Genomic DNA, 14,965 nt, shown 5'->3' with positions numbered 1-14,965 from the left:
TAGGTCATCGTCAAGCTTCTATCCCAAACCCCCGATCCGTGAAAACGGTTCGGGGGTTTGTCTATTAGTGAAAGCCATAGATTTCGGGATTGCGTCTGAGGACGAGATCCCAACCGAATTGCTTGACGACCATAGAGCGTTGGAACCACCTGATCCCATCCCGAACTCAGCAGTGAAACGACGCATCGCCGATGGTAGTGTGGAGCTTCTCCATGTGAGAGTAGGTCATCGTCAAGCTTCTATCCCAAACCCCCGATCCGTGAAAACGGTTCGGGGGTTTGTCTTTGTACGCGGGAATTCTCGAGGCGTGCCCATGCGAGCCACTCGAGCCGTTTGAAGCAAAAGCGCGAAATACACGCCCATGAAAAAGGCCACCTATAAAGGTGGCCTTTTTGCATTCTGGAGCTGTCAGTCGCCGCGGTACTCGCAACCACTGGTGCAGGTCTCATGGATGCGAATGCGGGAGAGTTCCGGCAGCAGGGGCTTCAGTTCCTGCCAGATCCACTTGGCGAGGACTTCGCTAGTGGGGTTTTCCAGGCCAGGGATTTCGTTGAGGTAGTTGTGATCGAGCTGCTCGTAGAGCGGCTTGAAGATTGCCTTGAGCTCGGAGAAGTCACGAATCCAGCCGGTATAGGGATCGGGCTCGCCCTCGATATAGATAGCCACACGGAAAGAGTGGCCGTGAAGGCGACCGCACTTGTGGCCGGCGGGCACGTGAGGAAGCCGGTGCGCGGCTTCGAAGATGAATTCCTTGAAGATTTCCACAGACGTAACGCTCTTGAAGTGACGGCCAGAGACCTGGCCAAAGCAGGAAAGCCTCGATTTTAACAGCTCTCCGACCACCTGACCGAAAAGACAGGCGCTGTCGGACGAGCTAGCCCTTCATTTGATTCCCAGCCGCTTGGCCAGGCGCAGCAGGTTGGCTCGATCCAGCCCCAGTTCGCGGGCTGCCGCGGCCCAGTTCTGCTGTTGGCTCTCCAGGCTGGCCATGATCAGCCGACGCTGGTACTGATCAACCGCTTCGCGCAGATCGCCTACCGCTGCAATGACGGGGGCTTCTACCGCATTGCTGGCCACAATCGGCTGGCTGCTCGGCAGTGCGAGATCGCTGGCCGTCAGAGTGAGGATGCGCGGTCGCTCGACGCACGCTGCCAGCGCCTTTAGGGCAGCGCGTCCGATCAGGTGCTCAAGCTCCCGCACGTTTCCGGGCCAGTCATAACCGAGCAGGGCTGCCTGGGCATCCTGGCTCAGGCGCAGGCTGCGCAACCCCAGCCTCGCGCGATTCTCTTCGAGGAAGAAACCTGTCAGCAGCAGTACATCGCGGCCACGCTCGCGAAGGGGAGGGACGCGCAAGGGATAGACGCTGAGCCGGTGATAGAGGTCCGCCCGGAAACGACCGGCGCGCACTTCCTCCGCCAGGTCGCGATTGGTGGCGGCAATGACGCGCACGTTGACCCGGTGCTCCCTATCCGAGCCCACGCGTTGCAACTGTCCGCTCTGCAGCACGCGCAGCAGCTTGGCCTGGATCGCCAAGGGCAGTTCGCCCACCTCATCGAGGAATAGCGTGCCTTCGTCGGCCAGTTCGAACTTGCCCTTGCGATCATTCACCGCGCCGGAGAACGCGCCGCGGATATGGCCGAAGAGTTCGCTCTCCACCAGGGTGTCGGGTAGGGCCGCGCAGTTAAGGCTGATCAGCGGATGTCGAGAGCGCAGTGAGCGGCCGTGGATGGACTGGGCCACCAGCTCCTTACCGACACCGGTTTCGCCGCTGATCAGCACCGTGAGCTCGCTGCCGCCCACCAGCTTGATCTCTTCCACCAGGGCTTTGTGTGCCGCGCTCTGGCCGATCATTTCCTGCGAGCGGACCTGGCCAGCCGCCTGGCGATAGACCTCCGCCAGCTGTTGTTCATCCTGGGCGCGGCGGGTGAGGGTTTCCATGCGCTCGGTGGCTTTAACCGTTGCAGCAGCCAGACTGGCGAAGCCTTCGAGCACCTCCAGGTCCTGCCCGTCGAACCGCGATGGGTCCATGGCATCCAGCGTCAGCACACCCCAAGGGCGGTCATCCAGGTAAAGCGAACAGCCCATGCAATCGTGGACTTCCAGATGCTCCTGATGCCCCTCGACCAGACCGTCGTAAGGGTCTGGCAGGCCGCAGTCAGCGGGGAAGCGGGTAACGCCGCGGTTATCCATCAGAGCCTGTAGTCGAGGGTGCTCGGAAACCTTGAAGCGCCGCCCCAGGGTGTCCTGACTGAGACCATCCACCGCCATTGGCACCAATTGATCGCCGTCCAGGCGGAGCAGGGCAGTGGCGTCGCAAGGCAGTAGCCCGCGCAGGGCTTCGAGGAGGCGTCGATAGCGTTCGCGTTCGGGAAGCTCGCGGGACAGATCGCTGACCAAGGGGATCAGTGTCTGCAGGAATGGGTGAGTTGTCATTATGACTCCGGTATGTCGATATGACTCGTCGAGCAGTGTAGTCAAAAGAACACTTAAAAGTATAACGTATTGATTTTAAAGGATTAAAAAGTTGGCACGAAAGCTGGAATAGGAAAGGCAGAAAGACACAACCCAGATAGCGGAGTCCATATGCTCACCAGCCAACAACGTGCCATCGTCAAATCCACCGTACCCCTGCTGGAGACTGGGGGAGAAGCGCTCACCAGTCACTTCTACAAGATCATGCTGGGTGAACACTCTGAAGTGCGTCCGCTGTTCAACCAGGCCCACCAGGCCAGCGGTGACCAACCGCGCGCACTCGCCAACGGCGTGCTGATGTATGCCCGTCACATCGACCAGCTCGAAGCCCTCGGCCCGCTGGTAGGCAAGATCATCAACAAGCACGTGGCCCTGCAGGTGCTGCCCGAGCACTATCCGATCGTGGGTAGCTGCCTGCTGCGCGCCATCCGTGAGGTACTCGGCGCCGAAGTGGCGACTGATGAAGTCATCGAAGCCTGGGCTGCTGCCTACCAGCAACTGGCTGACTTGCTGATCGGTGCCGAAGAGGAAATCTACTCCGCCAGCGAAGCCGCCCCCGGTGGCTGGCGTGGCGCCCGCTGGTTCCACCTGGCACGTAAGGAAGTGGAAAGCGCGGAAATCACCTCCTTCTACTTCGCCCCGGAAGATGGCGGCGAGCTGATGGAGTTCACCCCCGGCCAGTACATCGGCCTGCGCCTCAATCTGGATGGCGAGGAAGTGCGCCGCAACTACTCGCTGTCCGCAATCGGCAACGGCCGCGAGTACCGCATCAGCGTCAAGCGCGAGCAGGGCGGCCAGGTGTCCAACTATCTGCACGACCAGTTCCACGTGGGTGACCGCATCGAATTGTTCGCCCCGGCTGGCGACTTCGTCCTTCGTCCCAGCAGCAAGCCCCTGGTGCTGATCACTGCCGGCGTGGGCATTACCCCGGCACTGGCCATGCTGGAAGCGGCAGAGGAAAGCGGTCGGCCGATTCATTTCATCCACTGCGCGCGCAATGGCGCCGTGCATGCCTTCCGCGACTGGATCGACGCGAAGGTAGCCGCCATCCCGCAGCTCAACCGCTTCTTCTGCTACAGCGAGCCCCATGCTGCTGACCAGCCCGATGCGACCGGCTTCCTCAGCCGCGAGCAACTGGGTGACTGGCTGCCTGCCGAGCGCGACGTGGATGCGTACTTCCTCGGGCCGAAAGGTTTCATGGCTCAGGTGAAGAAGCACCTGCGCGATCTGGGCGTACCCGAGCGTCAATGCCACTACGAGTTCTTTGGACCGGCCAGCGCCCTGGAGGCCTGACCTGAGCCGCCCGGCGTCAAGGCGGCGCCGGGCCTTCAACCGAGGAGTGCAAGATCATGATCAGTCTGTTCGGATGCCCCCCGCGTTTGCTGCAACTGTCTCATCTGTTCCTCTGGGCCGGCCTGCTCCAGCTCGTGCTGGGCATCGCCGGCGCTTACTACCTCGATGCTCACCTGGGGTTGCTGCTGCTCATCGGCGCACACGGAATGGTTATCCTCGGGCCGACCCTGATCAAGCTCGGCTACGTCATGCGCCTTACTGCGCAGTATCAAATGCGCAAGGAAGAGCGAGGTCTGGCCTGTGCAATTGCTTGATGCTTCCCGCGAACTGGCGATCCGACCGCTCTGGCGTCTCGGTTTCCGTCCCTTCTTTCTCTTCGGTACGGCCTTCGCCCTGGTGGCCGTGCTGATCTGGCTCCTGGCGCTCCATGGCCAGACCCGCGCCTGGCAGCCCACCGGCGGCTGGCTCGCCTGGCACCGGCACGAAATGGTGTTCGGTTTTGGTGGCGCCATCATCGCGGGATTTCTGCTGACCGCCGTACAAAACTGGACCGGTAATCCCGGTTTGCGCGGGCCTGCCCTGGCCGCGTTGGCGATGCTCTGGTTGGCCTCGCGACTGGCATGGCTAATGGGGGCGCCGGTAGCGCTGGTGATTGCGCTCGAGCTGACGTTCCTGCCCGCTGTCGCCTTCGTGATGGGACGTAGCCTCTGGCGTGTGCGCCAGCGCAACAACTACCCGGTGGTAGTGGTGCTGACCTTGCTCGCGACTGCCGATGCACTGGTGCTCTGGGGGCTTGCGAGCGGCAGCGATGCACTGCAGCGCCAAGGTGTACTGGCTGCCCTCTGGCTCATCGCTGCGCTGATGGGGTTGATCGGCGGTCGGGTGATTCCCTTCTTCACCCAGCGTGGGTTGGGACGTGCCCAGCAAGTGAAGGCCTGGCCATGGCTGGACTGGAGCATGTTGCTGGGTGGCGTTCTGCTGGCTGCAAGCTTCGCTATCGGCATGGGGCTACAGCCAGATCCGTGGCTCGCCATTCCTTGTTTAGTCCTCGGCTTGGGAAACCTGCTGCGTCTCGTGCGCTGGTACGACGGCGGAATCTGGCGGGTCGTGTTGCTCTGGCCGTTGCACCTGGCTTTCGCCTGGTTGGCTCTGGCGCCATTGGGATTGGCCGCCTGGCACCTGGGCATTCTGGCCAGTCCGAGCCTGGCCCAGCACGCATTGGGTGTTGGCGCGATGGGGGGATTGATCCTCGCAATGATCGCTCGGGTGAGCCTGGGGCACAGTGGCCGGCCGCTGGAACCGTCACCCGTGATGGGATTGGCCTTCGCCTTGCTCAACCTGGGAGCGCTCGCCCGTGTGATCCTGGTGCCGCTGGCCGGCTCCGCAGCACTCTGGCTGGCCGCGGTTTGCTGGATAATCGCCTTTGCCTTGTTCCTCAGGTACTACGCGGTGCTGCTGTGTACACCGAGGTTGGATGGCAGGCCCGGTTGATCCGGTTCCGGCGCACCATACGGCGCCGGGCAAGCGTTCAACATGTCGCGCAGGTGGCGAGCGATGTAGTCCTGGAATCGCGCGTCGTTCCAGTACTCCAGGTGGCTCAAGGGCGTATGGCGGCGGAACCACGACCCCACCGCCAACGGCCGGTCTTCATGCACCACGGCGGCGTAGCCCTGAACCGGCCGCAGCGGGTAACCGAGCAGGTCCGCCGGTGCATAGACGTTCAGCCAGCGGGCGGCCCGTGTCAGGCGTTCGTCGAGGCAGTGACCCGGAAAACGGATCGGCTGCACCGGATCGTAGGCGAAGGTGAAGAGCGGAATGTTGCAGCCGAAGGTGACCAGGCAGGCCAGGGTTTCCATGGCGAGGAAAGGATCACGCGGGCAGCTCGGGGTGGCGTTGAGCTTCTGCTGGTCCCAGATGTAGTTGGAGATGATGTGCCCGCCCAGCGAATGGGCGAGCACCACCAGCGGGGTGTTCGGCCCGACCTTGGCGCGCAGTGCATTGAGGCCGTTGCGCACGCACTGGTGGACCTGCTCATAGGTGTTGTCGTACGCCTGGCTGACTTTGCGGTAGCCGCTGGCATCACCCAGGAAGAGGGTGACCATGCGACGCATCCAGCGCCAACGTACGGGTTCCTGTTCGAGTTTCTCCAGGTAGGCGAGCTCGCGTTTGTCCAGCACGCTTGCCCAGTAGAGCGACTGGAACGCGACATCTTCGGCCTCTACGCCCAGTCTCTTGCGCAACCCGGCGATCAGTCCCTGGGCGAATGTGTGCTGTCCCTCGACGTTGCGCGCGTCCTGCTGGTTGCCGATGCCATGGATGATGGCCACCGCGAGTTTCATCCCTGTACTCCTTTCGCTCCGTGCGTCTCAGGTCAAAGGTCCTGCAAGCGCTCCCCGAGTTTCCCGCTGTCCACCAGTTCGAGGAACTCGTCGCCCAGCCGCTGGCTTTCGGCCATGGCCTTGCGCCAATAGCGTTCGCGTCCGGCATCGTCGCCGAGATAGCGCTTGAAGTCCTTGCGATCTGGCAGTTTGCCATGAGGCAGCGTGGCCAGGTACTCGCGCGATGGAGAAATCAGCAGCACGTCTTGCAGCCGCTCCGCATCGCCCTTGCGCCAGGGCAGGCCCTTGTCGAACCAGCCGGGTACCACCATGTCGGTGAAGTGCGGATAGAGCACTACGCCGCCCGGGTTGTAGGGCAGGTCCAGGTGGTAATCGAGGAGGCCGCCATCGCGGTAAGTGCCCGGCCCAGCGCCCGGGATATCCCGCACACCTTCCATCACCATGGGGATTGAGCCGGAGGCGAGGAGGGCATGGCGCAGGTTGTTCGCGTCCAGCGTGTGGTAGCGCGAGGGGAAGTCCGACAGCGCTGCCAGCGGAGGTGCCTGGCGCGCGTCGTGGAGAATGACCCGCTCGAAATGCCGTGCCAGATGCGGGCGGCCCAGCAGGTTGCTGCCGATCACCGACGACAGTCCGAGGCCCAGGGCGCCGCGCCGGTCATGGGCAAGCAGGCCGTGGCTTTTCACCACCACCACGTTCAGCCGGTAATGGGTGTTGGCCAATACCTGGGCGTCCTGACCCTGGAGCAGGTCGTCCAGCATCAGGCCGCAGAGGCGGCTGACTTCCGCCATGCTCACGCCCTTGGGGAATCGCTGGCTGGTGTAAAGCTCGCCCAGCCGGCGGATGCCGTCGGCAGCGTCAGGCAGGCAGGCGCTGGCGAAGCGCCAGGAACCGATGGAGGCGCCGATCAGTGCGCGTTCACGTGGTGCACGCGGCAGCCAGTCGCCGAACAGCGCCAGGTCCAGGCCCTGGATACCCAGCGCCTTCGGTCCGCCTGCCGCACCCGGCAGGATGCCGACGTCGGCCGGCTTGAGGCCCTGCCCACGAATGTGTGCCTGGGCGCGGCGTCCGGCGCGCAGGGTGAGGGCGGGGAACTTGATCTGGATGGCGCTCATGCGGGGCTCCTGAAAGCAAGGCAGCGATTATAGTGACCACCCCGTCAAGGCCAAGCTTCTTCAGGGTATGAATGATCCTTCCCAAGTCTTAATGCGAATTCAGCTTCAATTAAGTCGTCCCCGGTATCTTGAACCCATCGAAAGCACACATTCCCCCGAGGAGATACCCGATGAAGAAGCTTGCTGCCCTGTTCACCCTTGCTACCCTCGCCGCCACTGCCGGTATTGCCCAGGCGCGTGACCTCGGCCCGGATGAGGCCTTGAAGCTGCGTGACGCCGGCACCATCCAGTCCTTCGAGAAACTCAATGCTGCAGCGCTGGCCAAGCACGCCGGTGGCACCATCAACGAAACTGAGCTGGAAGAGGAATACGGCCGCTACATCTACCAGGTCGAGCTGCGCGACGCCCAGGGTGTGCAATGGGACCTGGAGCTTGACGCCACCAATGGCCAGATCCTCAAGGATCACCAGGACGACTGATGCGCTGGATCCTTCGCTACAGTGGGATCATCGCCCTGATCCTGGCCGTCTTCGCCCTTGAGGCGATGGCCAGGGACCTGGATCAGGACGAGGCCCTCCGGCTTCGTGAAGAGGGTGTCATCCTGCCCCTCGACCAACTGTTGCGCAGCGCCCTGGGGAATTACCCCGGGGCGCGCCTGCTGGAGGCCGAGCTGGAAGGGGAAGATGACGTCTACATTTACGAGGTCGAACTGGTCACTGCCGATGGCACGGTGCGTGAGCTGGAACTGGACGCCCGCGACGGGCGCATTCTGAAGGACGAGGAAGACGACTGATGCGGTTGTTGCTGGTAGAGGACCATGTACCCCTGGCCGATGAGCTGACCTCCAGCCTCGGCCGCCAAGGCTACGCCGTGGACTGGCTGGCCGACGGCCGCGACGCCTTGCACCAGGGAGCCAGCGAGCCCTATGACCTGATCATCCTGGACCTCGGCCTGCCCGGTAAGCCCGGGCTCGAGGTCCTGCAGGAGTGGCGCGCGGGCGGGCTGTCGACTCCGGTACTGGTTCTCACTGCCCGTGGTTCCTGGGTCGAGCGCATCGATGGCCTCAAGGCTGGCGCAGACGACTATCTGACCAAACCCTTCCATCCCGAAGAGCTGGCCCTGCGTATCCAGGCGCTGCTGCGGCGCGCCCACGGCCTGGCGAACCAGCCGCAACTGGAAGCGGCGGGCCTGCAGCTGGATGAAGGGCGTCAGTGCGTCAGCCGCAATGGCGAGGAGGTGCAGCTCACTGCTGCCGAGTTCCGGCTGCTGCGCTACTTCATGCTGCACCCCGGCCAACTGCTCTCGAAGAGCCATCTGGCCGAGCATCTGTATGACGGTGAGACCGAGCGGGATTCCAATGTGATCGAGGTGCACGTCAATCACCTGCGGCGCAAGCTTGGCCGCAAAGTCATCGAGACGCGACGAGGTCAGGGCTATCGCTTCACCGGTGAGGGTCGATGAGGTCGATCCAGCGCCGCCTCAGCCTTGGGTTGATCGGCGTGCTGCTGGTGGTGGGGCTGGTCCTGGCGCAGACCAGCCTCTGGTTGTTCGACCTGGGACTGCGACGTTATCTGGCCGAAGGGCTGCGTACCGAGGCCGAGCTCCTGCTGGGCTCGCTGGTGCGTGGACAGACCGGCATCCAGCTCGACGAGAAGCGGCTCAACCCGGCCCATCAACAGCCTTATTCCGGCCGCTACTTCATCATCGAACTGGGTGACGAACCCTGGCGTTCGCGTTCGCTTTGGGATGCCGAGCTAGCCATGCCGCCAGGCAAGGGGCTGGCTGAAGGGTTGCTGCCGGGGCCCGACGATCAGGAGTTGCTGGCCTGGCGCGGCGATTACCGCCGCTTCGGGCGCCAGGTCCGAATAGTCGTCGCCCAGGACTACACGCCTGTGCTGGAAAGCTTTCGCCGTGTGCGCTGGATGGGGCTGGCCCTCGGGGTGGCCGGATTGCTGCTGATCCTCGCACTGCAGCGCATTACCGTGCGCCGGGCCTTGCGTCCGCTGGAGGAGGTTCGCCAGCAGATCGCCCAACTGCAGCAGGGGCAGCGCAGTGAGCTGGATAGCCAGGTGCCGGAGGAGCTGGAGCCCCTGGTAACGCAGATCAACCGGCTGCTCAGTCACACCGAGGACACCCTCAAGCGCTCGCGTAATGCCCTCGGCAACCTTGGCCATGCGTTGAAAACCCCACTGGCGGTGCTGGTCAGCCTGGCCAACCGGGAAGAGCTGCGCGACCAGCCGGAGCTGCGCGCGATCCTGCACGAACAGCTGGAGCAGATCGAGCAGCGCCTGGCCCGGGAACTGGGACGTGCGCGTCTCGCGGGCGAGGCATTGCCCGGGGCACATTTCGAATGCGCCGAAGAGCTGCCAGGCCTGTTTTCCACCCTGGCAATGATCCACGACCGTGGGCTGGACCTGGACTGGGACGTCCCCGAAGGGCTGCGCCTGCCCTGGGATCGGGAAGACCTTCTGGAGCTGCTGGGCAACCTGATGGATAACGCCTGCAAATGGGCGGAAACCCAGGTCAACCTGACGATCCGTGGCGGAGCGGACGGTTACAGCCTGATGGTGGACGATGACGGCCCGGGCATTGCCGAAGACAAGCGTGAGGAAGTCATCGGTCGTGGCGCGCGCCTGGACGAGCAGGTAGCCGGCCATGGCCTGGGGCTCGGCATCGTGCGAGATATCGTTGAATCCTGGAACGGCCGCCTGAGCCTGCAGGAAAGCCCGCTAGGAGGTTTGCGGGTGCGCATCGAACTCCCTGCATCAATGACGCCGTAGAGGCACTTCTCCTGTAGGGGCGATTTCAATCGCCAAGCGAACCGAAGGTTCGCCCCTTGGCCTCGATGGGGCAGCTGCGCTGCCTTTGGCGAATGAATTCGCCCCTACATGGATTGCAGGCCATCGCATCAGCGCATCCAGTAGCGGCTACACGCGGAATTGTCCCAGCAGTTGATTGAGCTGCTCGGCCAATTGCCCCAGGCGCTGGCTGGCGCCGGTGGTCTGTTCGGCCGCACTGGCGCTGTCGTGGGCCAGGCTGGCAGCCTGGGTGACGTTCTGGTTGATGTCTTCCACCACGTGGGATTGCTGCAACGTAGCGCTGGCGATTGAGGCATTGAGCCCGGTCAGGGTGCGCAGAGCCTGGGCGATCTGCGCCAGGCTCTCGCCGGCTTGGCTGGCTTGGTCCACCGTTGCGCGGGAAGCCCGGCTGCTTTCGTCGATCACCTGGACCGCCGCCTCGGAGTTCTGCTGCAGGCGTTCGATCATGGTCTGGATTTCTGCCGTCGACTTCTGGGTCCGCTGGGCCAGCAGGCGGACTTCATCTGCCACTACAGCGAAGCCGCGGCCCTGTTCGCCGGCACGCGCGGCTTCGATGGCGGCGTTCAGTGCCAGCAGGTTGGTCTGCTCGGCAATGGAGCGGATCACTTCCAGCACGCTGCCGATCTGGGCGCTTTCCTGGGCGAGCGTCTGGATGACGTCCACGGCCTTGGTGATGGTGGTGGAGAGCTGGTCGATCTGCCGCAGGCTGCTGTCGATGTTGTCATGCCCCTGGCGCGCCTGTTCCTCGGCGTGGCGCACTTCGCTGGCGGCATGCTCGGCGTTCTTCGCCACGTCCTGCACCCCGTAGGTGACCTCGTTGATGGCGGTGGCCACTTGCTCCATTTGCAGGGATTGCTGTTCGCTCTGGCGCAGCCCGTTGCTGGCGATGCCATCGAGGTTGCTGGCGGCCTGGTCAAGGGCGGTGGCGGCGTCCAGGGACTGGCGGATCACGCCCCTCAGCTTGCCGGTAAAGGCATTGAAATGGCCGCTGAGGGCGGTGATTTCGTCGCGACCATGGGTGTCCAGGCTGCTGATGAGGTCGCCTTCGCCACTGGCGATAGCGGCCATCGCGGAAACCACTTCGTTCAGCGGCCGAGTGATGCTGCGGGCGATGACGATGACCAGCAGCGCCATGAAGATGGCAATGGTCAATCCCACCAGCGAGGCGCGCATGGCCTGGGCACGGAACTCCACCTGCATGTCGTCGATGTAGATGCCCGAGCCGATCACCCAGCCCCAGGGTGCGAACAGCTGCACATAGGAAACCTTCGGCACCGGGTCGCTGGCGCCCGGCTTGGGCCAGCGGTACTCGACTAAGCCCGCGCCCTGAGTCTTGGCGACGCGCGCCATCTCGTTGAACAGGGGCTTGCCGTCCGGGTCCTTGTAGCCCGCGAGGTCCTGGCCCTCCAGTTTGGCGTTGGTCGGGTGCATGATCATGCGCGGCGTCAGATCGTTGATCCAGAAGTAGTCGCCCTTGTCGTAACGCAGGATGCGAACCGTCTGCATCGCTTGCTTCTGCGCTTCTTCGCGGGGCAGGGTGCCCGCGGCTTCCAGGGTCTGGTAGTACTGCAGTACACCCACGGCGGTCTCGACCACGTGGCGGGTCTTCTGCGCCTTGCCCTGGTAGAGGTCGTCGTAGATCTGCTGCAGCATCAGCACGCCAAGGGTGACCAGCATGAATACCGCGACGATGAGGATCAGCCAGAGGCGACGACTGATCGGCAGGTTGCGCAAGCTGTGCATGGGGCGGGAACTCCTGGTTTCTTGTTATTGGTTTCGAGTCTGGAGCAGAGCAGTCCGCGTAGCGGATTTCAATCAGGCTTTAGCCGCGATTTCTATTTGGCTCTCTGTTAGCATTTCGGCGCTTCGGGGCAAAGCTGAAGGCTCGTTCGTCCCCGGAACCCGCATGCAGGTGCCCGGTCTCATCGCCGGAACCGCACGCTTGCGGCACAAGCTACCTGCACATACGCAATGAAAAGGCCGCCAGAAGAGCGCGCCTCGGGGAGATTTTTGATGGATTTGTGGACGGCCTTGCAGGCCATCATTCTGGGGATTGTCGAAGGCCTGACGGAGTTCCTGCCGATCTCCAGCACCGGCCACCAGATCGTGGTCGCGGACCTGCTGGGTTTCACCGGTGAACGGGCCATTGCCTTCAATATCATCATCCAGCTCGCGGCCATCCTCGCCGTGGTCTGGGAATACCGGCGCAAGATTCTCGACGTCGTCGTCGGCCTGCCGACCCAGCGGAGCGCCCAGCGCTTCACGCTCAACCTGCTGGTGGCCTTCTTCCCGGCCGTGATCCTGGGTGTGGCGTTCTCCGACATGATCCATCACTACCTGTTCAACCCCATCACAGTGGCGTCGGCCCTGGTAGTCGGCGGCGTGGTCATCCTCTGGGCGGAGCGGCGCCAGCATCGTGTTGATGCCGAGTCCGTGGATGAAATGACCTGGAAGCACGCCCTCAAAGTCGGCTGCGCCCAGTGCCTGGCGCTGGTGCCGGGTACCTCGCGCTCGGGTGCGACCATCATCGGCGGCCTGCTCTTCGGCCTGTCGCGCAAGGCGGCAACCGAGTTCTCCTTCTTCCTCGCCATGCCCACCATGGTCGGCGCGGCGGTCTACTCGGGCTACAAGTATCGTGAACTGTTCCAGCCGAGCGACCTGCCGGTGTTCGCCCTGGGCTCCGTGGTGTCGTTCATTTTCGCCATGATCGCCGTGCGCAGCCTGCTGAAGTTCATCGGCAGCCACAGCTACGCGGCGTTTGCCTGGTACCGCATCGGCTTCGGCCTGCTGATCCTGGCGACCTGGCAGTTGGGGCTGATCGACTGGACTACCGCACAGCCCTGATTGGTCTGATGTACCCGGGAGGCGCGCCACATGGCGCGCCTTCTGCGTTTCAGGGGGTGGGAAATTCGAGGATGAAGCGAGTCCAGCCCTTGGCGGATTCGCAGCGGATTTCGCCACCGTGGGCGCGTACGATCGAGCGGGTGATGGCCAGGCCGAGGCCGGCATGCTCGCGACCTTCGCGTTTTCGTGCGGGGTCGGCACGGAAGAATCGGTCGAACAGGCGCGGCAGCAGTTCAGGTGGAATGCCCTCACCGCTGTTGGCGACGGTCAGGCGCAGCCCATTGGGGCCGCTGGCCAGTTCCAGTTCGATGCGGCCGCCTTGCGGGGTGAAGCGCAGGGCATTGTCCAGCAGGTTGGAAAGGGCGCGGCGCAGCATTTCCCGGTCGGCATTCAGCTGTCCCGTGCCACGGCGATGCATGGTCACCTGGGACTCGTCGGCGAGGGGGCTGAAGTAGTCCAGCAGTGCGTCCAGTTCGCCGCCCAGGTCCAGTGTCTTCCGGTCGGTGGCCAGCAAGCCGTGTTCGGCCTTCGCCAGGAACAGCATGTCGCTGACCATCTGCGCCAGGCGTTGGAGCTCCTCCAGGTTGGAATGCAGCGTCTCGCGGTACTCATCCGCCGGGCGATCCTGGCTGAGGATCACCTGGGTCTGGGTCAGCAGGTTGGACAGCGGTGTACGCAGCTCATGGGCGATATCGGCGGAGAAGGCCGAGAGCCGCTGGAAGGTGTCGTCCAGGCGCGCCAGCATGGCGTTGAAGGCGCGTACCAGCTCCACCAGTTCCGGCGGGACCTCATCGTCCGCCAGCCGCGCGGTCAGGGAAGTGGCCGACACCCCGGCGGCCACTTCGGCCATGCGGTGCAAAGGGCGCAGGCCGCTACGTGCCGCCCAGGCACCCAGCAGGGCTGTGGCCAGGGCGGAAAGTCCTACGGTGAGCCAGATCAGCCGCTGCATGCGTTCGAGGAAGTGCTGGTGATGGGTGATATCCAATGCCAGCGAAAGACGCGGCGAGTCCGGGTCATCTGGTCGCAAGGATGCGCTGTAGACCCGGTAGTCGATGCCATCCTGCTGCCAGTCATGCAGCCCGTCACGCCCTGGTGCGCGCAGGCCGTCCGCGCTGTTGAACCAGTAACGGCCGTCGCGGCCCTCCAGACGCAAGGTAAGGTCCGGATGCAGGCGCAATTCTGCCTGCAAGGCGTCCATCCGGGGCGCCAGTGCGGCGGGGGCGTTCACGTCGCTGACCAGGGCGCGAAACGCGGTCATGCGGATTTCCAGCAACTGCTGGTCGAGTTCGACGAAGTGCGCTTCGCTGGCGCGGCTGAAGAGGAGGCCGGCAATCAGCGAAACGGCGGCCGTACATGCGGCGAAGAGCAGGCCCAGGCGGGCGGTGAGGGAGAGTCCGCGCATCAGCCTTCGCGCGCCTCCAGCACGTATCCCATGCCGCGCACGGTATGGATCAGCTTGGTGGGGAAGTCGTCATCGAGCTTTGCCCGCAACCGGCGGACGGCGACTTCGATGACGTTGGTGTCGCTGTCGAAATGCATGTCCCAGACTTCGGCTGCGATCAGCGTCTTGGGCAGGACTTCGCCCTGACGGCGCAGGAAGAATTCCAGCAGGGCGAACTCCTTGGTCGTCAGATCGATGCGCCGACCACTGCGCTCGACCCTTCGACTCAGCAGGTCCAGGCGCAGGTCGGCGAACTCCAGGCTGGTTTCCTGCGGGGCACTGGCGCCACGGCGGAGGAGGGTGCGCACACGGGCGAGGAGCTCGGCGAAGGCAAAGGGCTTGATCAGGTAATCGTCGGCGCCCAGTTCCAGGCCGTGCACGCGCTCGTCCACCGCGTCCCGCGCGGTCAGGAACAACACCGGCACCTGCAGGCCGGCCTGGCGCAGGCTGCGCAGTACCTGCCAGCCGTCGAGGCCGGGGAGCATCACGTCGAGGATGATCAGGTCATAGCTCCCCGCAAGTGCCAGATCGCGGCCTTCCAGCCCGTTGGTGACGAGATCCGCGGCCAGGCCGGCCTCGCTCATTCCCTGGCGCAGGAACTGGCCGGTCTTGGGTTCGTCTTCGACTATCAGTAGCTTCATGGTG

15 protein-coding genes and 1 rRNA gene are annotated in these 14,965 nt (G+C 63.8%); 9 read left to right on the top strand and 7 right to left on the bottom strand.

Annotation, left to right across the window (positions count from 1 at the left end; genetic code table 11):
* The first annotated feature begins 121 nt into the window (after window positions 1-121).
* A 5S ribosomal RNA gene (rrf, locus tag E8E95_RS08155) occupies window positions 122-237 on the top strand.
* A gap of 171 nt (window positions 238-408) precedes the next feature.
* Here rrf and queD read toward each other — a convergent pair.
* On the bottom strand, window positions 409-765 hold the full coding sequence (gene queD / locus E8E95_RS08150; RefSeq protein ID WP_036997744.1) for a 6-carboxytetrahydropterin synthase QueD: 357 nt from the start codon (window positions 763-765) through the stop codon (window positions 409-411).
* Between the two features lie 117 nt (window positions 766-882).
* A complete protein-coding gene (gene norR / locus E8E95_RS08145) occupies window positions 883-2,433 on the bottom strand; it encodes a nitric oxide reductase transcriptional regulator NorR (RefSeq protein ID WP_280349378.1) in 1,551 nt (516 codons plus the stop codon).
* 150 nt (window positions 2,434-2,583) lie between these two features.
* Between norR and hmpA the strand changes: the two genes are divergently transcribed.
* The 3 genes from hmpA to E8E95_RS08130 are packed head-to-tail and all read left to right on the top strand — an operon-like array spanning window position 2,584 to window position 5,256.
* The gene (gene hmpA / locus E8E95_RS08140) at window positions 2,584-3,765 is read left to right on the top strand and encodes an NO-inducible flavohemoprotein (protein WP_280349377.1); all 1,182 of its coding nucleotides are present in this window, start codon (window positions 2,584-2,586) and stop codon (window positions 3,763-3,765) included.
* A gap of 56 nt (window positions 3,766-3,821) precedes the next feature.
* A complete protein-coding gene (locus E8E95_RS08135; protein ID WP_280349376.1) occupies window positions 3,822-4,079 on the top strand; it encodes a transmembrane sensor/regulator PpyR in 258 nt (85 codons plus the stop codon).
* Window positions 4,066-5,256 carry an NnrS family protein gene (locus E8E95_RS08130; protein WP_280349375.1) on the top strand — a complete coding sequence of 397 codons (1,191 nt, stop codon included), beginning with the start codon at window positions 4,066-4,068 and terminating at the stop codon, window positions 5,254-5,256. The genes E8E95_RS08135 and E8E95_RS08130 overlap by 14 nt, the downstream gene beginning before the upstream one ends.
* Here E8E95_RS08130 and E8E95_RS08125 read toward each other — a convergent pair.
* Both E8E95_RS08125 and E8E95_RS08120 read right to left on the bottom strand, forming a co-directional pair.
* Window positions 5,208-6,104, bottom strand: coding sequence for a hypothetical protein (locus E8E95_RS08125; RefSeq protein WP_280349374.1), 897 nt, complete (start codon window positions 6,102-6,104; stop codon window positions 5,208-5,210). The genes E8E95_RS08130 and E8E95_RS08125 overlap by 49 nt on opposite strands.
* 32 nt (window positions 6,105-6,136) lie before the next feature.
* A complete protein-coding gene (locus tag E8E95_RS08120) occupies window positions 6,137-7,216 on the bottom strand; it encodes a patatin-like phospholipase family protein (protein WP_280349373.1) in 1,080 nt (359 codons plus the stop codon).
* Window positions 7,217-7,386: 170 nt separating this feature from the next.
* On the opposite strand from E8E95_RS08120, the gene E8E95_RS08115 reads away from it, so the two are divergent.
* Genes E8E95_RS08115 through E8E95_RS08100 form a run of 4 tightly spaced genes read left to right on the top strand, consistent with a single transcriptional unit; the run spans window position 7,387 to window position 9,996 of the window.
* Entirely contained in the window at window positions 7,387-7,695 is a 309-nt protein-coding gene (locus E8E95_RS08115; protein WP_077526139.1) for a PepSY domain-containing protein, read from the top strand.
* Complete coding sequence (locus tag E8E95_RS08110; protein WP_280349372.1) at window positions 7,695-8,009, top strand: PepSY domain-containing protein; 315 nt, start codon at window positions 7,695-7,697, stop codon at window positions 8,007-8,009. The genes E8E95_RS08115 and E8E95_RS08110 overlap by 1 nt, the downstream gene beginning before the upstream one ends.
* Complete coding sequence (locus E8E95_RS08105) at window positions 8,009-8,677, top strand: response regulator transcription factor (protein WP_280349371.1); 669 nt, start codon at window positions 8,009-8,011, stop codon at window positions 8,675-8,677. Before E8E95_RS08110 ends, E8E95_RS08105 begins: the two co-directional genes overlap by 1 nt.
* Window positions 8,674-9,996, top strand: coding sequence for a sensor histidine kinase (locus E8E95_RS08100; protein WP_280349370.1), 1,323 nt, complete (start codon window positions 8,674-8,676; stop codon window positions 9,994-9,996). The genes E8E95_RS08105 and E8E95_RS08100 overlap by 4 nt, the downstream gene beginning before the upstream one ends.
* Window positions 9,997-10,143: 147 nt before the next feature.
* On the opposite strand, the gene E8E95_RS08095 is transcribed toward E8E95_RS08100, so the two are convergent.
* Complete coding sequence (locus E8E95_RS08095; protein ID WP_280349369.1) at window positions 10,144-11,778, bottom strand: methyl-accepting chemotaxis protein; 1,635 nt, start codon at window positions 11,776-11,778, stop codon at window positions 10,144-10,146.
* 270 nt (window positions 11,779-12,048) lie between these two features.
* Here E8E95_RS08095 and E8E95_RS08090 point away from each other — a divergent pair, with 270 nt between their 5' ends.
* A complete protein-coding gene (locus E8E95_RS08090; RefSeq protein WP_280349368.1) occupies window positions 12,049-12,879 on the top strand; it encodes an undecaprenyl-diphosphate phosphatase in 831 nt (276 codons plus the stop codon).
* 49 nt (window positions 12,880-12,928) lie between these two features.
* Here the strand turns inward: E8E95_RS08090 and E8E95_RS08085 are convergent, their stop codons facing one another.
* Together E8E95_RS08085 and E8E95_RS08080 are read right to left on the bottom strand one after the other, a co-directional pair.
* Window positions 12,929-14,281, bottom strand: coding sequence for a heavy metal sensor histidine kinase (locus E8E95_RS08085; protein ID WP_280349367.1), 1,353 nt, complete (start codon window positions 14,279-14,281; stop codon window positions 12,929-12,931).
* Complete coding sequence (locus E8E95_RS08080) at window positions 14,281-14,961, bottom strand: heavy metal response regulator transcription factor (protein ID WP_280349366.1); 681 nt, start codon at window positions 14,959-14,961, stop codon at window positions 14,281-14,283. Before E8E95_RS08080 ends, E8E95_RS08085 begins: the two co-directional genes overlap by 1 nt.
* Window positions 14,962-14,965 lie beyond the last annotated feature (4 nt).

Origin of the sequence: Pseudomonas sp. BN414, assembly GCF_029871275.1 — a bacterium.
GTDB classification, from domain to species: Bacteria; Pseudomonadota; Gammaproteobacteria; order Pseudomonadales; family Pseudomonadaceae; genus Metapseudomonas; species Metapseudomonas resinovorans_C.
This window is presented reverse-complemented; position numbering and strand designations above follow the sequence as displayed.